The sequence below is a fragment of the Hymenobacter sp. ISL-91 genome (genome assembly GCF_018613725.1).
GTDB lineage: Bacteria > Bacteroidota > Bacteroidia > Cytophagales > Hymenobacteraceae > Hymenobacter.
Genome location: NZ_JAGGPS010000028.1, coordinates 13,809 through 32,373, shown reverse-complemented (window position 1 = coordinate 32,373; position 18,565 = coordinate 13,809). Strand labels below are relative to the sequence as shown.

The following is an 18,565-nucleotide window of genomic DNA, read 5'->3' as shown; positions in this document are numbered from 1 at the left end:
AAAGCTACGGCCGGAATCCGGTATCGGAGGCGAATATCCGGCTTATACGGCCTGGTAGACGTCGGGGTAGTTGCGGCCCAGACCGTCAAAATCGAGGCCGTAGCCCACAATGAAGTCGTTGGGAATGGGCAGGCCCACGTAGCGCAGCGGCAACTCGTGCTGGAGGCACTCGGGCTTGAGAAACAGCGTAGCAACTTCCAGCGAGGCCGGCGCCTTGGCGCCGAGCGTATCGAGGAGCATGCGCATAGTGTGGCCCGTATCCACGATGTCTTCTACCAGCACCACATGGCGGCCCTGCAGCTCCTCGGTCAGGCCCAGCACCTCCTTGATTTCGCCGCTGCTGCTGGTGCCCGTGTAGGAGGCCACCCGGATAAAGCACACTTCGCAGGTCAGGCTGATGTGCTTGAGCAGATCGGCCGCAAACATGAACGAGCCGTTGAGTACTACCACAAACAGCAGTTGCCGGCCGGCATAATCCTGGTTGATGCGGCCGGCGACGTCGGCAATGGCCGCCGTCAGCTCCCGGGCCGACAAATAGGGTTTAAACTCCTTGTCGTGCAGCGTAATATGGTCGGGGTTCATCCGCTTGAGGTTGGGCTCGAAGTCACTAGGCAGGTCAAAGGTAGAGTTTAGTACCGGGATGGCAGGAGTCGGGGGCTGAAAATCAGCTGTCATTCTGCACCTGTGAAGGACCTTACTACACCAAAACGAACGTTTCTGGCATGGTAAGGCCCTTCATAAGCGCCGGATGACAGGCGGGTTTCTCTACTGCGCCGCTGCTACTACCGCCACCGCAGCAGTTGCCGTTGGCACGGTCCGTACGTGGGTGGCCGGCACCTCGGGAGCCTGCACCACGCCGCGCGAGGGAGCGGCAATGTGGGGCGCAATAACCAGCGAAACGATGCTCATCAGCTTGATGAGGATGTTCATGCTGGGGCCCGAGGTGTCTTTGAACGGGTCGCCTACTGTGTCGCCGGTTACGGAGGCCTTGTGGGCATCGGAGCCTTTGTACTGCATCACGCCGTCAATCATCACCCCTTTCTCGAACGATTTTTTGGCGTTGTCCCAGGCCCCACCGGCGTTGCTCTGGAAAATAGCCATCAGCACGCCGCTTACTGTTACGCCGGCCAGCGTGCCGCCCAGCACCTCGGGCCCGAAAGTGAAGCCCACCAGCACTGGCACCAGCAGGGCAATGGCCCCCGGCAACATCATCTCGCGGATGGCGGCGTCGGTAGAAATAGCCACGCATTTTTCGTACTCGGGCCGGCCGGTGCCTTCCATGATGCCCGGAATCTCGCGAAACTGCCGGCGTACTTCCTGCACCATCGCCATAGCTGCCCGCCCCACGGCCGAAATGGCCAGGCCCGAGAAAATGAATGGAATCATGGCCCCCACGAACAGCCCTGCCAGCACCCGCGCGTTGCTGATGTCGATGCTCGTGATGTTGGCCGTGCCCATAAAGGCGGCAAATAGGGCCAGGGAAGTAAGGGCCGCCGAAGCAATAGCGAAACCCTTGCCGGTGGCGGCGGTGGTGTTGCCCACCGCATCCAGAATATCAGTCCGCTCGCGCACTTCCTTGGGTAAGTCGCTCATTTCGGCAATACCACCGGCGTTGTCGGCAATGGGGCCGAAAGCATCGATGGCCAGCTGCATGGCCGTGGTGGCCATCATACCGGCCGCGGCAATAGCCACGCCGTAGAGGCCGGCGAATTCGTAGCTGAGGATGATGCCCGCCGCCAGTACCAGAATCGGCAGCACTGTGCTTTCCATACCCACTGAGAGCCCACCGATAACGGTGGTAGCGTGGCCTGTGGAGCTTTGGCGCACGATGCTGAGCACCGGCCGCCGGCCCATGGCCGTGTAGTACTCGGTGATAATGCTCATCAACGTGCCTACTATTAAACCCACAACCACGGCCCAGAACACGCTCATGGCGTTGAATGTAACACCCCGAATCACAAGGTCTTCGGTGGGCAGTATCCAGCGGATGATGAAGAACGAGGCTAATGCCGAAACGGCCACCGACACATAGTTACCGAAATTAAGCGCGCCCTGTACATTACCGCCCTCCTTCACGCGCACCAGCAGAATGCCAATCAACGAGGCCACAATGCCCATGCCGGCAATTACCATGGGTAGCAGAATCGGCGAGAGGCCCTGAAACTGGTCGCCACGGGCAATTACCTCGCGCCCCAGCACCATAGTAGCCAGAATGGTGGCCACGTACGAGCCGAACAGATCGGCGCCCATGCCGGCCACGTCGCCCACGTTGTCGCCCACGTTGTCGGCAATGGTGGCGGGGTTGCGGGGGTCGTCTTCCGGGATGCCGGCCTCAACTTTACCAACCAAGTCGGCCCCCACGTCGGCGGCTTTGGTGTAGATGCCGCCACCCACCCGGGCAAACAACGCAATGCTTTCGGCCCCCAGTGAGAAGCCGGTGAGCACCTCCAGGGCTGTTTCCATCTCAATACCGTTGGCCGTGCCTCCCTTACTTACCACAAACAGCTGGTAGAAGACGATGAACAACGACCCCAGCCCCATTACGGCCAGGCCGGCCACGCCCATACCCATCACCGAGCCCCCCGAAAACGACACGTTCAATGCCTTGCTCAGGCTGGTGCGAGCCGCCTGGGCTGTGCGCACGTTGGCCTTGGTGGCAATTTTCATCCCGATATACCCCGCCAGTGCCGACAGAAAGGCCCCGATAATGAAGGCAATGACAATCACCGGGCTTGATTTCTCGCCGGTGCTACCCAGGTAAAAAAGGAAGGCCGAGGCAATGAGCACGAAGATGCCCATCACCCGGTATTCGGCCCGCAGGAAGGCAATGGCTCCATCGGCAATGTAGCCGGCAATGGTGCGCATCCGCTCGTCGCCGGCGTCCTGCCGGCTTACCCAGCCCGAACGCACCCAAGTATACACAAGCGCAAAAAGCCCCAGTACGGGCACAGCGTAAAGAACAGGCATCATAAGCGGTGGGAAGTGATTTTGGTTGAGGAAGAGTTTAGATGGGGTAAAATAGAGCTTATTCGCTAATACCCAATACTTCCCGTCCTATAGTCCAGATTCCTGCCACCCTAAAAACCAAGGCCGCGCCCAAACAATCGTCGGACGCGGCCTTGGTTTTACTCGCCTGCTACAATCAGGCTTATCATACGGAAGACATGCATACTTACCCCGCTTCTTCTCCTATAGCTCACGCATCAACACCCGATAAAGCGCCAGCATGCTTTCAATGTCGCGCTTGTTCACGATTTCATCGGGAGAATGCACGTTATCCTCGGGGGCTCCAACGAAGCACCAGTCCCAGGGCTGGGCGCCGTGCTGCAGTTCTTTGGCATCGGAGCCGCCGCTGCCCTCCACTTCCAGCTGGTGCGCAATGCCGGACGCTTCGGCAATCCGACGGATACGGTCGACGTAGGCGCGGCGCGGAATCAGCGAGTCGCGCAGGCTGATGGCCACACCCTGGCCGGGCTGCACGCCTTCGGTTACCCAGGTGATGTCGGAAATCAGGGCCTGGCGCACGCCGTAGGTTTCGTAAATATACTTGGCCAAGTAGGCCACCGAGCCCCCGCCGTGCTCCTCCCAGCACGAGAAGACGACGATGCCGTGCTCCACTGTTTCACACAGCCGCAGTGCGTTCCAGACACCCAAGCGGTTGTCGAGGTAGCAGCTCTGCACGGTGGTTTCGGTTTCACGAAAGTCGCAATGGAACGTTAGCTCCGTACCTCGGTCGATTTCCCGGCTATAATCGTAGCTCAGCGCGCCGGTATTCTCATCCACCACCAAGGTGCAGTCAATTTTGCCTCGTGAGTCCTCACCTACCAATCGGTAGCCGGTTTCGGCAGCCGGCCCACCAATGCGTACTAGCTGCCGGCCGTAGCGTACAGTGAAGCCTATACTATCGAGGTGAGCAAAAACAGCAGTACGCGGACTACCGAACACCAGAATAATACAATCCTGAAATTTATCCCCTGCCAGTACAACAGGCTTAGTACACCACTGGCCCATGTTTTGCTCCACGTAGCGGAGCACAAAATCAGTGAGTTGGGTTTCGTGCCCAGCAGGGGCCTGAATATGGCACATAGTGCGTAAAAGCTCCATCCGGTATATTTTTTTTGTCCAAAATAGCGCTAAAAGTTCTACTTTAGCCTTTCCGTCGGGCCGCAGCGGGCTCATTTCCACTTCAGCCTGCCGCCGCAATTTGCCGAGCGTATGCACCAATTGTTACAATTATTATTTTTTCTGCTACTACTGCTTCCCTGGGTGGCCCGTGCCCAGGATCCAGCTGGTAGTCCTCCTTCACCGCCACCCTCTGAGGCCACGCGCTCGGAAACCATGGCCCCCGATCTTACGCGCCCTGACTTGTTACCCGACTCGACCCGGCAAGTGAAGCTGGAAAATGTTGATGTAGCCCCAGCAGCCGTTGACATTTCGGGTTGGCTGCTACTCGATAAGGATATCCAGACTGAGTTAGAAGGAGCCGTATATAACCTCTACAATTTTAAATACGACAAGGCCGAGCGGCAATTCAGGAGCCTGCGCCGCCGCTACCCTAACCATCCAATGCCCTATTTTCTGCTGGGGCTTAGCGCTTGGTGGAAAATTGTGCCCACTGGTATCCAGACCAAACTCTACGACCGGCAGTTTTTTGCCTATATGGATACCACGATAACTAGGGCGGAAGCACTCTATAAAAAGGATAACAGAAATTATGAGGCCTGCTTTTTTCTGGCCGCCGGCTATGGCTTTGATGCGCGCCTGCATGCCGAGCGGCGCGACTGGCGCAAAGCTACCGTCAGCGCCAAACGCGCACTCGACTACCTCGAAAAAAGCAGGGAAGCCAACGGTCTGAGTCCCGAATTTCTGTTTGGCCAGGCGCTATTTAACTATTACGCCGTGTGGGTGCCCGAAAACTATCCGCTGCTCAAGCCAGTACTGCTGTTCTTTCCGAAAGGGAATAAACAATTAGGCCTGCAACAATTGCGTAACGTAGCGGAGAATGGGTTTTATGTTGGCCCGGAGGCGCGCACCTACCTCATGCGTATTCTGCTCATCGAGGAAGACAAGCCAGCCGAAGCCCTGCCCGTAGCCCGGTATCTGGCCACTACTTACCCTGAAAATGCGTATTTCCAACGGCATTACGCCAACGCCTGCTTCCGCGAAGGTCAATTCCGCGAGTGCGAACGAGTCAGCCGAGACCTACTCGATAAGCTAGGTCGCGGCCTGCCCGGCTACGAGGCCAACGGTGGCCGCTACGCTACCTACTTTCTGGCCTATTTCATGCAACATAAGTATAAGGACCTTGCCAAGGCCCGCGACTACTACCAGCGCTGCATTGTGTTTGCCGAACAGAACGGTGAAACCAACTACGGCTTCTACGTGTTCTCCAACCTTGCTCTTGCCCGGCTCGCCGCCGACAGCAAGGATACTCGCTCTGCCCGCCGCTATTATACTGTAGTACTAGAAAAATCCGACCGTAAGTCCGACCAGTTCAAGGAAGCCCGGGAGTATTTGAAGGTGAAGTAAGAGCACCGTTTTAGGTTGGCCCTTCCTGCTAAATACAAGCGAATAATTACAAATGGATTTAAAAGACCTCTTCCTGACGCCGTTTTATCTAGCCCTATTCTATGGGCTGGCTTTCACGGTACGTAAGCGGTTTACAAACGCCTTAACAAAAAAGTATTTTATCCCTGCGCTGTCGGTCAAATTTCTGGGTGCTGTTTCGCTGGGCCTGATTTACCAGTTTTACTATGGCGGAGGGGACACGTTTAACTATTATGACCACGTAAAAATAGTTTACCAGGCCTTTAGCGACTCCCCTGCACTAGGCCTCAAGCTAATCTTCGGGCCGGCAGTTTACGATCCGTTAACGATAAAATACACCGGTCAAATGTACTGGTACGACTCGTCAACTGAATACTTTGTCGTCCGGGTAGCGGCAGCATTTGCTATATTATGTTTTAACACGTATTCTATTATTGGTCTGTTTTTCGCGGCGCTTAGTTTCTCGGGAATGTGGGCAATGTATCTTACATTTCTTCGCATATATCCCCTGGCCTACAAGAAACTTGCTATTGCCGTATTCTTTTTACCCTCGGTGTTTTTCTGGGGCTCCGGACTATTAAAAGACTCCTTGTGTATGGGGGCATTAGGATGGATTTTTTACGGTTTCTATCATGCACTCATCGAACGCAAAAGCATACCGACTGCCCTCACTCTGGGTAGCATTGGCATATATGTGCTGATTTCGGTGAAAGTGTACATCCTGCTCTCTTTTATGCCACCAGCTCTGCTATGGGTATTCAACGAGAATAACCAGCGCATCAAAAGTGCTTCGGTGCGCTTACTACTAAAGCCTTTGTTTTTGTTGGTAGGCCTGGGCTCGGCTTATTTTGGTGCCACCAACCTGACCGCTGGCGATGAACGGTTTGATGTTGATAAAATAGGGGAACGCACTAAAATCACGCAGGAGTATTTAAGCACATATGTTAGTAGCGGATCCGCTTATAATATTGGGGAATTAGATGGCTCTCTCGGCTCTATTGTAAAAGTTGCACCACAGGCTATCATCGTCTCCCTATACCGCCCGTTTCTCTTTGAAGCGCGTAATCCCGTTATGCTTTTATCTGCCCTGGAAGCATCGCTCTTTATCTACCTAACAGTCTCTTTATTCTATCGAACGGGCCTTTTTAAGGGGTTACGCTTAATTGCGGCGCGTCCTATTCTATTATTCAGTTTTCTATTCTGTCTTATCTTCGCCATTGGTGTGGGCGTCAATAGCGGTAATTTCGGCACTTTGGTGCGCTACAAAATCCCGTTGATGCCGTTTTACTTAGCAGCGCTGTACATCATGCAGTCGATGGCTCAAACCAGGAGCCGGCCCAAAACAGGCACCGCGGTTCAGCTGAACAAAGCCAGGAAATTTGGTTCGTTAGCCACTACCGAGTAGCGTTGCTCCACCGTCCGGCGGGCCGCCAGCCCCATTCGGGTGCGCAAAGCAGAGTCAAGTAGCAAACGGCGCAGGGCAGCTTCCCACTCGGCCGGCGTCGTGCAGATGTTACCGTTCAAGCCATCCGTTACCACTTCGGTGTTCATACCAACCGGCGAAACCAGGGCCGGCTCGCCCAGAGACATGTACTGCAGGGCCTTAAACGCGCACTTGCCCTGGGCCCACTTGTCATCCTCCAGCGGCATCAGCCCCACGTGAAATGCTAATAGGTCGGCAATTTCCGTTTCCTTGCGCCAAGGCTGGTACACTAGGCTGCGCAGAGGTAGTTCGGGAGGCTGGTTGGAAATTACCCGGAACTCAAAGTCGAATTCCTGTTCCAGTTTAGCCAGCACCGGTACCACTTGCGCAATGTACTTGAGCGTGGAGTGCGTGCCCGTCCAGCCAATAATCAGGCGACCCGGGGCAGCTTGGTCGCGCACTTGGTTGTGCAGGTGCACGGTGTCGATGGTAGTAGGGTTGATTACGGCCCTTGGGTTGAACTGCCGGGCATAGTCCCGCAGGTAGGCATTGCCGCAGCTCACCTTGTAGGCCCAGCGACAGATGCTGTCCACCTTGTGATGCCACTTGACACCCGCCACGATTTTATTGGCCGCCGAGGTATTGGGAATCCAGATGGCGTCGTCGAAATCATAAATAATTTTCTTGCCCCATACTTTTGCCAGCAGCCACTCGAATACGGGTGGCCCGATGGGCGAGGCCTCCCGATGAATGAAGACATAGTCGTAGCTGCCTGCCGTAAGCAGTTGGGCCGTACGCCGCACAAAACCGCCAAGGATGCCCAGCGCCTTGCGTACCTGGTGGCCGGGCAGGTACAGAATGCGCCAGGTAGCTTCCGAAATAAACGGCGCTACCCGGTACTTATAGCCAACTTTATCAAGGGCGTCGAAGTATTGCTCGAACCGGAACCGTTGCGATGGGGCCTTGCCAGTGGGATAAGGAACCAGAAAAAGAATCTGCATACGTAACGATAAACTCCGGGCGGAGGCGCAATCCGGCAGTAGGCAACAAAGGTAACGCGGTTGGCTTCGATACGCTGCCCGGCCGTGCAGCCTATGCTTCGGCACCGACTGGTATCTTTGAGCTAGCCCCCTTACCCCCATGCTGCCCTCGCCCCTGCCCGCAGATTTTATTCCCTTCAACCACCCGCACTTAGCCGGGCCGGAGCTCGAATATATCCGGCAGGCGGCCGCCGCCGGCAAGCTCTCGGGCAACGGCGAATTCACCCGCCGCTGCCAGCAGTTTTTCGAGCAGCAGTACGGTATTGCGAAGGCTTTGCTCACAACCAGTGGCACTGCGGCGCTGGAAATGGCGGCCCTGCTACTCGATATCCAGCCCGGCGACGAGGTTATTGTACCCAGCTACACCTTTACTTCCACGGCCAACGCATTTGTGTTGCGTGGGGCCCGCATCGTGTTTGCCGACAGTTGCCCCGATCATCCCAATCTGAATGTTGTGCAGCTTGAACCCCTCATCACGCCCCGTACCCGCGCTATTGTGCCCGTGCATTATGGTGGCCAGGCCTGCGATATGGCAGCCCTGCTGGCACTGGCCGAGCGCCACAATTTGTGGGTGGTGGAAGACGCCGCTCAGGGCATTGAAGCCAGCTACCAGGGCCGTCCATTGGGCACCTTCGGTCATCTGGCCGCTTTCTCCTTCCATGAAACCAAGAATCTGAGTGCGGGCGAAGGGGGCCTGCTGGCCGTCAACGATCCACGGCTGGCGACCCGCGCTGAAATCATCTGGGAGAAGGGGACCAACCGCGCCGCCTTCGCCCGCGGCGAGGCCGCCCGCTACGAGTGGGTGGACATAGGCTCTTCCTTTTTACCTTCCGAGCTGAACGCCGCCTACCTATGGGCCCAGCTCGAAGCCCGTCATGCTATCCAGCAGCGGCGGCAGCAACTATGGGAGCAATATGAAGCAGCCTTGGCCCCGCTGGCTGCGGCCGGGGCTTTCGGGCTGCTGCCCCCCTCACCCGCCGACACCTGGCCCAACTGGCACCTGTTTGCCTTGCTTTGTAGCGACGAGAAGGAGCGCGACACCCTGCTGGCGCACCTGCGCCGCCAGCATATTCTGGCCGTTTTTCACTACCTGCCCCTGCACGCCAGCCCTTACTTCGCCGCCCGCCACGACGGCCGCCCCCTCCCCCACGCCGTCCGTTTTGGCCAGACGCTACTGCGCCTGCCGCTCTACCATGACTTGCAATCCGAACAGCAGGAACGGGTAGTGGCAGGTATAAGGAGTTTTTATGCGGCTGATTAGTCACTGCTGACAATCAAGCTAATCCACCGCAAATTTCAGGTTGCCGTAGTACGGGCTGTAGAGACGCGACCCATCGCGTCTCGGCGTTGCTGACGTTGTTTAGGCCGCAACGCGCGGCTCATTCAACGCCGAGACGCGACTCATCGCGTCTCTACAGCCGCCACACGAACTCGAAAACGACTTTAACTCAGATAACTTTTCTGAAGAACAGTAGCGGGCAAGCTATACCGGCAACTGCACCTCACTTTTTCAGCACTTCGCTATACAGCTTCCCGAGCTGCTCATATGTAGCCGCCGCCCGGAACTTATGGCGCACGAACTCCCGGCCGGCCGCCGCAAACTCCCGGCGCAGCTCCGCATCAGCAGCTAGCCGAAGCAGCGCCTGGGTCATGGCGGGCACGTCGCGGTTGGGCACCAGCAGGCCCGAGCGGCCCGACTCGAACAGCTCGGCCGGCCCGCCGCAGTCGGTGGCAATAAGGGGCGTACCGAAGTACAGCGCATCGAGGCAGGTGAGCGAAAAGGACTCCGATTCGGAGAAATTCAGTACGATGTCGGCCTGCTTGATAGCCGCTTCCACATCCTGCACGAAGCTGCCGAAGGTCACCACCTGTGTTAAGCCGGCCGCCGCCACTGTGGCTTCGAGCTGCCGACGGTAGGCCCGGTTTTTCTCCAGGCCCATGTCGCCACCCGCGAAGTGCAGGCGCAGGTTGGGCTGCTGCGCATAAGCCGCTTTAAAGGCTTCCACGGCGAAGTTCTGCCCCTTGCCCATAATGTAGTTGCCCAGAAACAACAACCGCACGGTACCGTCGGGCCGCGGAGCCAGGTCGGTGGGCGGGTACTTTTCGCCCTCGGGAATCGGGTCGAAAACGACCTGTACCTGGGGCAGCGGCCGAAAATACGAGTACACTGCCTCCGACACGCAGACGACCCGCTGGGCCAGGTGCTCCGCCACCCAGCGCCAGGTGCGGGCCAGCGGCTGCAGCTGCGTATGCGGCAGGAACCGCACGTGCGTAATCAGCGGCCGCCCGGTCAGCAGCCGCGCTATTACGCCCGTCAGGTTATAGAAGTCATTCATGTGCACGGCGGCTGCCCGCTCCCGCCGCACCAGCGCCGCCAGCCGCCAGCCGTTAAGCAGCAGCATGGGTACATATAGCAGCAAATCTTTGGGGCGGCGACTAATCTCAATGAATGGTATTTCGTACGTCGCGTACCCCCTGTGCGCTAGCGTAGCACGTGCTTGACTACCAGCCGGCAGTACAAATTTAAATGAATACTCTGACGACAAAGCTTGGCAGGTATGTAAAATAGCGTGTAAAGCTCCCGTAAGGGCCCGGGAATTATCTACAATCAAAATAATGGGAACAGATTGATGATTTTCTTTCATATAAAAGCATCGATTAATCAATTTTAGCAGGTTTTCAAATAGAGAAAATTTGCGTTTTGAATGGATCTTCGTCCACTAATAAATAGTTCTGCATCTTACGCAATGACCTTTTCCGTTTTGCACCTAGAACTTGCTTGAGCACTGGAAATTTATACTTATCAATGGCATTTGCCAATCTAGCATACAGTGAGCCTTCTTTAAGATAGTCAATCTCGCTTTTCAGTCCAGCAGGACGAACTGGAAATGGTAATACACACCGAAAATAATTAAATGCTCTTTCCTGCTTAAACGTAGTCCATGAATCAGCTACAGTATGGATCGGATGTATGATCTGCATCATCCGTTGCGCTACACTTTTCGTTAGTATATATGCACCAGCAGCGCCTACCCATCCATACTTTATCATATATTGTAATTTATGGCCGTCAGACATGTCAACGGCTTTCTGAGCAGTAATTTCAACGGGGTTCTTAGATTGAAAATACAGCATTATTAAATCCTCTGTTGTTATGGTATCTTTAACCCGTCGCAAAATACCTTTTAATGATGGGGATATTATCACGTCATCTTCCATAATCAGCGCAACTTCAATACCCTCTTCTACCATTTTTTTATAAATGCCATAATGACTAAGGGCGCATCCGATAGCGCCACGATTAAGAAAGTTTATTTCTTGACGCACTAATACGATATTAGTGTTTTCTTCTATATATTGTTCAGTCATGGCCCGGCCATCCACCGCGTCAAAAAACTCAAAGGGTAAACTAAGCTTGTCTAACTGCTGCTGGATAAACTTGCGGCGTTCTATTGAGCGCTGAAGACTGATTACAAATGTTCTCATCGAAGGTGAAAGCGACTAGTAGAAAAGAGAAAACAATCGGATGGTTGATTTTTTATACTAAAATTTCCTCTATAGCGGTTTCGTGAACGGTGTGTTCAGACCGATTCTACCTGATGCCCCAGGGCTAAACTCCTAGGCTATGTAGTGGCTTACCAAGTCTACATCGTTCACGAAACTGCTATAACCACCTACTTGGTGAGTACCTCTTCCAATAGGGTTACCCATTGACTGAAAATCCTCTCCCGAGTGAAATCCTGCATACGTTGTGCGGCAAGTCGGCCCAGTCGTTCACGCCCGGCCGCGTCATCAAGCAGCTGGTGTAAGGTTTCCGTCCATACCTGCTGGTCACTAGCCAAGCTAGCGGGCTGGTTGAGCATAGGCATCAACATACCGAACTCAGCGAGTTCAGCCTGCCGTATGGCCTCTTTAGGAGTAGCGGTACTAGGAGCTAACATTTCGCGCGGTCCGGTAGGACAATCAGTGGTCACGACGGGAACCGCGCAAATCATAGCCTCGCCTAGTGCCATCGGAAAACCCTCCCAGGCCGAAGGAAACACGAACAGAGCCGCGGGCCGGATATATTTGAACGGATTCTGCTGAAGCCCCAGAAAATACACGTCGTATTCGGGCGTAAGTTTGGCGTCCCGGTTCCATGCCTCATAAACGCGCAGGCCCAGTTGCCGAGCGTGCACTGTCAACTCGTCACGCAATTCGCCGTCGCCAACGAACACCAGCTTGGCCGACCGGCGCTTTATAAGTGCCGCAAAAGCGTCGAGCAGCGGGGCTTGGTTCTTCTGAATAGTGAGACGCCCTGATGTTACAAGTATAGGAGCCGAATCATAGACGGCCTGCTCCGCCGTCGAAAGTAGCTCCTGAGCCTTCTGCTCAATCTGGGCTACTTCGAAAAAGTTGTTAATCGTTATCAGCTTCTCCGGCTTTACGCCAAAACCTTCAATCAATTCCGGATTAATATCCCGGCTTACGGTCACGATTTTGTCGGCCCGATTGTAAAGCTTGGGGATGAGCACTTTCTTACGCAGCCAGCCCACCGGGCCCCGAATGTTGGCGTCGTGCAATTTGGAGCCATGCACGCAGAGGATAGTTTTACCAGGGCCGCCGCTCAGCAGGTTCACATAATCGGCCCCTTCCAAGTGGCTGATAACTACGGCGGGCTGGAGTCGCTCGCGCAATTGCCGCAACCCGCCGATGCGCCGCCTGAAGTTTTGCACCTTGGCTAACAGGCCTCCCCCCCCCTGCACGTTAAGACTCACTACCGGGTTACCACTGGGGTACAAGTCACCGCCCTCCAGATTGAATACAGCTTCAGTAACGGCGTAATGTTTGGCTAGCCCTACACTATGGTCGTGAAAAACGCGCTGAGCACCGCCTAAACCTAAGTTCGGAATCAGCATCAGCAGGTTGGGTAGAGACTTGGCCGAGTTTGTAGAGCTCATACGAATTCTTTTTAAATGGTACGAGCCTGTCGAAATAGCTCTTCATATGCCCCCAAGCAATGAATCATGCGGAATTTTTCGAATGCCAGAGTTGCCCGCCGCTGATGTTCGGCTAGCAGAGCGGGCTGGGTAAGGTAATCCCGTATGGCCTCAGTGAGTTGACCAGGGTCAGTTAACTGCCAATTGGCCTGATCCAGCACTACGCCCGCCAAGCCCGCTTCTGACTCCAGCATAGCTGGTACTTCACCAATCCGGCTGGCAATAACCGGCTTGCCGCACGATAGGTATTCAGCAATGGAATTGGGTAAACTCTCGGCGTGAAAATAGCTGGGTAGTAAACCAACATCAAACATATCCACCCAGTCGATGGGATTGTGCGAGAAGCCGGTGAAGTGCAGGCGGGGATGCGGATGTTGCTTGTGCAGTTCTGTGAGGTAGTCACTTTCCCCTACCAATACCAGGTGTAGCTCTGGATGAGCTGTTTCAAGAGCCAAAAACGAATTTACGGCGTGGCCCCAGCCCTTCTCGGGAATACCGCGGGCGACCATACCGAATACCGAGGCGTTGGCTGGAATTCCCAGTGCTGCCCGGCTATAATTCGACTTGTCGGCAGACAACTGCCCATCGAAGCCATTGTAAATCTTCTGGTTAAGTAATGAACCCAGGGGCCGGACACCAGGCTGCTCAAAAATCTCCAGATTCTTGCCGGTTAGATAAACCAAAGCCGAGGCCTGCTGTAGCGCAAACTTGCCTTTAGGTGCCACTTCTGGCGCATCAGCCTTGTGTAGAAACAACTCGTAGCAACCGTGCATAGTAACCACCAGCGGAATGCTCAGCCCTTGTAGTGCCTTGGCCGCTGCGTAGTCAGCCTTAATGGTATGACTATTTACTATATCTGGACCGAGCCGCTTGATCGTCTGCCGAAGGTGCCGAATCATCTGCTTCTCCCACAACCAACTCGGCCGCCCCAGCCGACGCCCTAATCCAGCCGCTTTTCGCAGCATCACATCGAGTAGCGGTGACTCTGCACCAAAGGAAACAACAGGCACGCTGGGCGCTAACTGTTGCAGCAGAGCCTGGTTCTTCAAGTGGGCGTATTGATTATACAAACACACAGTGTGTCCTGTTGAATGTAAAGCTTCCGCTAACCGCAAAGCAAATGTCTGGGCACCTCCAGTGCGGATATCCTCTAGGACTATGAGAACTTTCATACGAACTAAACTCACTGTATCATATGGGCTATTCTTCTTTCTAGCTCATCAATACTAATTGAAAAATTCCCATTAGGATCGTCTGGGGTATCAGATCCGCCTGCTACCATACTATGATAAGAATAACCATATTGCTGACACATCCAAAAGTAGGGAGGATTAAAAAAATCTTTTGAAAATATTTCTAACAAGGACATTTCTTTGCCTCGTCTATAAACAATATTAGTTAGCCCTGCTCCATGAATACCAATAACATATAGCGAATTAGAAAATAAATCCGCTTGCTGTTGCACAGTCATATCGTCGCATTCAACTATTTCAAAATTGAAATTATTTAGCACACGCTTAACTTCAGCTATATTCGTTATGTTCCTACCTCGCGCAGACTTCCTGGAGATAAATATTCTTCTATTCGAGGAAGTACTTACAGCACCCAAGCCAATTGAATTTACAACATAGTCAAAATTTTCCTTATGTGCCCAAAACGTATTGAACAGATGAACTGATTCACAAACTATTTCAGTATCTTTTTCCTGAAATATCCACTTCCTTTCATTAAATATTTTTGACTCCTTAACAATCTGCTTGAAATAATTTGCATTTTCTAACCCACAATTAACAACAATAGGAACACTAAGAGGAACTTTAAAATCGTTTGCAATCTTCAATTGACCTAATATATCGTTATAGAAATGCCAATAATTATTCCAAGCATAGCTCAGAATTATAGCCGACTCTAAATAAACCTTTTTCCTATTAGATAGTTTAAATCTTAAATAAGAGGGCTTAATATTATTAACGTAATTATTCCAAAGAGATTGAGGAATAAATTGCATCTTTTTATTCACTACCCACCCTGATATAGGCTCGACAGTACAGGTTTCGTTATAAATAAAATAAAATTTATCAAACCGCCATTCTGTTTGACATTTTTCGAAATATTCTTTCACTATACCTGGAGTACTATCCAAGCCTTGATTGGAGTATAGGTGCGTTACCGACTCAGAGTGCATATAATATTTTTCCCATTCGCTCTGCGGCAAGTAATCAATAGGAATCTTGGTTTCCAAAACCTCTACCAAATTCTTAAAACGATTTAAGAGAAATTTTTTCATTGTATAAACTTATTGATTGAATCATACAAACCATTGCCCCGCTTACCAGCTAAACAATTGCTCAAACAAACATGACTAGCGTTTTACTTTCAACAGGATATAAGACCCATCCATGTTATGAAATAAATTAGTGAAAGCGCTTAATCAAACCAATAAATGAGCTGTACTTAATTCGCATAATTGAAAGCAAGTAGAATAAAGCTAGTTTCATTATCTTAGTCTCTTTGAACGCAAATAAAAGGTTTATTGAGGCGTATCTTCCGCCACTCGCATAATAATGCTCCGCATGATTAGCTAAATTATAGCGGGCAGCAGCCCACTCATCTGGTCCCTCAAAATAGCCTTTGCGGTAAATTTTAAAATAGGTTTCGTTAAGCGCTGACCTATTGGTATGCACCGCAGAGAGGCGATGTACACGATAAGCCCCAAAATTACCCGACATATAGGCAAAATCAAACAAGCGTGAGATCCGCAGCCACATATCCAAGTCTTCGGAGAAGAGACTTTCATCATGAGGGCCGACGGCAATCAATGCCTCCCGTCGCACCGTAGTGGTGACAGTCGGCAGGTATAGGCCTCTTAGTAAAGCTACAATTAAATTCCCCTCCGGCGGGCTCTCGGCGTAGCTAGGGTTAAAGTAACGCATAAAGCTAGGAGCAATTTCTACCCCTTGTGCATCTATTAGCCGACAATCAGTGTATATGCCTCCACATCTAGGTCCTCGGCGATTAAATTCCGCTACCGTTGCAGCGACAAAATCAGGATCTAATATGTCATCAGAACCTACCAACGATACGTAGTCGCCGGTAGCTAACTGGGTGCAAGCGCTGTATGTACGAACTAAGCCCTGGTTCTTTTCGCGCTTTATAAAAATTACCGGGTAACCAGTTTTCGCAATCCATTTCTCTATAACAGTAACTGAGTTATCAGTGGAGCAGTCATCAATTACAATCAACTCGATAGCAGAGTAACTTTGCAATCTTATGCTATCCAGCAGTTCTTCTATATACAATTCATTGTTATAAGAACCAATACCTATACTAACTACGGGGTGAATCATCTCAGTAGCATCCAAAGCATCACTGTTTTACTATATTGATGTGAGTACAAATGCACCCACTATTAAAGGGTCTGCCTGATAGTGTTCCAGCGTATTTCGTGCCAATAAATTGCAGTTGAGTAAACATTGAATAATCTGAAGTACAAAGATGAAGATTGCCTTTTACTGGATGCTTTGCTTAACAGGTCTCTCAATGGCTCTAAAAATGCGTAAACGGTGACTCCATAGAACAACTTATAGCAGTAGTTACGATTTGAAGGCGCCAGTCGGTTCTTGCCTTCGTTGACTAATTTAGCTTCTATACGCCACCGCTGCTCTGGAATTTGCCAATCATTGAATTTATCCCATTCATTATGTAGCAAGACATTGGTAGGGTCTACAAAGTAACTAATCTTGGCGCCTAGTATTCGTTTCAAAAAGTCTACACCTTCGCTGCCAAAGTCAAACTGCTCATTCATACCACCGATCCGTAAGTAGTCAACACGGCGCATTGAGAAGCAGGCTTCCCAGAACATTGTCGTCATAGCACTTTGAAAGACTGCTTCATCCTGCCAGTCTTCTACTATTGAAGCAGCTTCGTAACGTGTTTTGAACGAATCGTTGGGTAATTGTTTACCCAACATATATCCTAGAAACGTAGTTTCTTTTAGCTCTTGTACGCGAGGTGAATGCTCCCACACTGCTGATACTACATACGGCACAAATGTGTTAGCTTCAACCATTTGAAACCGACGGATATTAGCTACCGAGAGAAGCATGTCGTCATCTATAAAACATAGCAGGTCATTGGCAGCTAATTTAGCACCTAAATTGCGACTAGCTGAAACATTATTGAAATCTACATCGATTAATTTAAGCCTTGAATCAATAATATTAATAACCTTAGATTTGTTTTTAACAACAATTACTTCTCCTGATACGCTACCAAGAGAAGCTAAGGCTGAATTTATCGTATCTATCAGTATCCCTACTCGTTTGCCTGTAGAGGGTATTACGATGGAAATACACATATTAAATCCTCATTTATACGGTGAACCAATCTTGTGATTTATAGTATAACCTGTGCTTGACAGCATAGCAAATGCTATAAGTGAAAGGTAGGAGTGGTTCGTACTATAATTGCTGATTTTATATTTAATTTGGAAAAATTCCTCGGTAGTTTTATCAGCGGCTTAGCAACCTAATTGCTACCTTTAATCATTCGTAAGGCAAGCTGTGCGTGAAGCCTAACTGCGAATAGTGGCGACCATAAGAATAGCCGTTTCATGTATTTAGCTAGCAGCATCGGCTCCCAATAGGTGCGGGTGCAACGGTAGATAATAGTAGCATATTCATTAGCAGCTTGTTCCAGCCGCTGTTGCTGGTGAGTTGCCGAGTCTGCCCTCTCATAGATGAAGCCAAGACAAAGAACGCGCTCCAGAAGTAGTGCACTATTTTCTTCTGCCTGTTTGCTAACATTCTGCGAGTGGTTGCGATAGAAGTTCAATGGAGCTGACGAGTATGCAATTTGGTACTTCATCGCCACTTTCAAGTATGTGAGCCAGTCACCGGCATAGCGGAAGCTGGTGTCCACGTCCCCGATGCTTAGCAATGCTTCTTTGCGAAATAGCACGGCACTTGCGTTATTAATAGTACAGGTGCTGCCTAAGTAGCTTTCGATTTCAGCTACTCCATCGTTGATGAAAGACCTCTCCCAACGATCTGAATTAAAGAACTCCCTTTTCCAGTCTATCATGTTTCCTGTAACATGACTCTCATCATCCACTATTATAGAATTACTGTATGCTAAGCCGATAGCATCGTCCTTCTCAAGAATTGGCACCAGCGTCTCCAGGAAGAACGAATCAGCATAATCGTCACTTTCTGCTATCCACAAATATTTACCCCTGGCCAAGGCAATTCCCTTCTTCCATTGCTGAAAGGTGCTACCACTATTCTTTTCGTTGAATGCTAGTTGAACGCGAGGGTCAATAGTGTATTGAGCAAGAATGGCCCGGCTCGCATCAGTTGAGCAGTCGTCCATCAGGATCAACTCAAAATCAGTATAAGTCTGATTTATGATTGAATCTATTCGGGCCGCCAAATATCTCTCGTGGTTGTAGTTGGGTACCAGAACGGAAACTGTAGGACGGTCCACCATCTTTCTAGGTTGAGCAGGTAACTAGTTGCTGGCTAATGTTCTGCTAAATACTGGTACAATAGGGCCTGTATAGCTATAGTAAGCAAGAG

The 18,565-nt window shown here is 51.5% G+C and carries 15 protein-coding genes; 3 read left to right on the top strand and 12 right to left on the bottom strand.

Features of this window, described 5'->3' with window-relative positions:
- Positions 1 to 42 precede the first annotated feature (42 nt).
- The 3 genes from hpt to J7E24_RS12220 form a co-directional block, all read right to left on the bottom strand.
- Entirely contained in the window at positions 43 to 675 is a 633-nt protein-coding gene (gene hpt / locus J7E24_RS12230; RefSeq protein ID WP_317195657.1) for a hypoxanthine phosphoribosyltransferase, read from the bottom strand.
- A 90-nt stretch (positions 676 to 765) separates the two neighbouring features.
- Entirely contained in the window at positions 766 to 2,970 is a 2,205-nt protein-coding gene (locus tag J7E24_RS12225) for a sodium-translocating pyrophosphatase (protein ID WP_215138440.1), read from the bottom strand.
- Between the two features lie 219 nt (positions 2,971 to 3,189).
- Positions 3,190 to 4,104 (bottom strand): M20/M25/M40 family metallo-hydrolase, encoded by a 915-nt coding sequence (locus tag J7E24_RS12220; RefSeq protein ID WP_215138439.1) that lies wholly within the window; start codon positions 4,102 to 4,104, stop codon positions 3,190 to 3,192.
- A gap of 234 nt (positions 4,105 to 4,338) precedes the next feature.
- Between J7E24_RS12220 and J7E24_RS12215 the strand changes: the two genes are divergently transcribed.
- Positions 4,339 to 5,529, top strand: a complete 1,191-nt coding sequence (locus J7E24_RS12215; protein ID WP_251047177.1) for a tol-pal system protein YbgF — start codon at positions 4,339 to 4,341, stop codon at positions 5,527 to 5,529.
- A gap of 52 nt (positions 5,530 to 5,581) precedes the next feature.
- Positions 5,582 to 6,952 carry a hypothetical protein gene (locus tag J7E24_RS12210; protein ID WP_215138437.1) on the top strand — a complete coding sequence of 457 codons (1,371 nt, stop codon included), beginning with the start codon at positions 5,582 to 5,584 and terminating at the stop codon, positions 6,950 to 6,952.
- Here the strand turns inward: J7E24_RS12210 and J7E24_RS12205 are convergent.
- A complete protein-coding gene (locus tag J7E24_RS12205; protein WP_215138436.1) occupies positions 6,904 to 7,971 on the bottom strand; it encodes a glycosyltransferase in 1,068 nt (355 codons plus the stop codon). The two genes, J7E24_RS12210 and J7E24_RS12205, sit on opposite strands and share 49 nt — an antisense overlap.
- A 139-nt stretch (positions 7,972 to 8,110) precedes the next feature.
- Here J7E24_RS12205 and rffA point away from each other — a divergent pair, with 139 nt between their 5' ends.
- Entirely contained in the window at positions 8,111 to 9,271 is a 1,161-nt protein-coding gene (rffA, locus tag J7E24_RS12200; protein WP_215138435.1) for a dTDP-4-amino-4,6-dideoxygalactose transaminase, read from the top strand.
- A 241-nt stretch (positions 9,272 to 9,512) separates the two neighbouring features.
- Here rffA and J7E24_RS12195 read toward each other — a convergent pair whose 3' ends face one another.
- The 8 genes from J7E24_RS12195 to J7E24_RS12160 form a co-directional block, all read right to left on the bottom strand.
- A complete protein-coding gene (locus J7E24_RS12195; protein WP_262898875.1) occupies positions 9,513 to 10,655 on the bottom strand; it encodes a glycosyltransferase family 4 protein in 1,143 nt (380 codons plus the stop codon).
- Positions 10,656 to 10,689: 34 nt separating this feature from the next.
- Positions 10,690 to 11,496 carry a glycosyltransferase family 25 protein gene (locus J7E24_RS12190; RefSeq protein ID WP_215138433.1) on the bottom strand — a complete coding sequence of 269 codons (807 nt, stop codon included), beginning with the start codon at positions 11,494 to 11,496 and terminating at the stop codon, positions 10,690 to 10,692.
- Positions 11,497 to 11,684: 188 nt separating this feature from the next.
- Positions 11,685 to 12,908: a glycosyltransferase gene (locus J7E24_RS12185; RefSeq protein ID WP_215138432.1), complete on the bottom strand. Its 1,224-nt coding sequence runs from the start codon at positions 12,906 to 12,908 to the stop codon at positions 11,685 to 11,687.
- A gap of 53 nt (positions 12,909 to 12,961) precedes the next feature.
- On the bottom strand, positions 12,962 to 14,161 hold the full coding sequence (locus J7E24_RS12180) for a glycosyltransferase family 4 protein (protein WP_215138431.1): 1,200 nt from the start codon (positions 14,159 to 14,161) through the stop codon (positions 12,962 to 12,964).
- 11 nt (positions 14,162 to 14,172) lie between these two features.
- Complete coding sequence (locus J7E24_RS12175) at positions 14,173 to 15,276, bottom strand: glycosyltransferase family 61 protein (RefSeq protein ID WP_215138430.1); 1,104 nt, start codon at positions 15,274 to 15,276, stop codon at positions 14,173 to 14,175.
- Positions 15,277 to 15,403: 127 nt separating this feature from the next.
- On the bottom strand, positions 15,404 to 16,351 hold the full coding sequence (locus J7E24_RS12170; RefSeq protein WP_215138429.1) for a glycosyltransferase: 948 nt from the start codon (positions 16,349 to 16,351) through the stop codon (positions 15,404 to 15,406).
- Positions 16,352 to 16,398: 47 nt separating this feature from the next.
- Positions 16,399 to 17,346 (bottom strand): glycosyltransferase family 2 protein, encoded by a 948-nt coding sequence (locus J7E24_RS12165; protein WP_215138428.1) that lies wholly within the window; start codon positions 17,344 to 17,346, stop codon positions 16,399 to 16,401.
- 170 nt (positions 17,347 to 17,516) lie between these two features.
- Positions 17,517 to 18,476: a glycosyltransferase family 2 protein gene (locus J7E24_RS12160; protein WP_215138427.1), complete on the bottom strand. Its 960-nt coding sequence runs from the start codon at positions 18,474 to 18,476 to the stop codon at positions 17,517 to 17,519.
- Between the last annotated feature and the right edge of the window lie 89 nt (positions 18,477 to 18,565).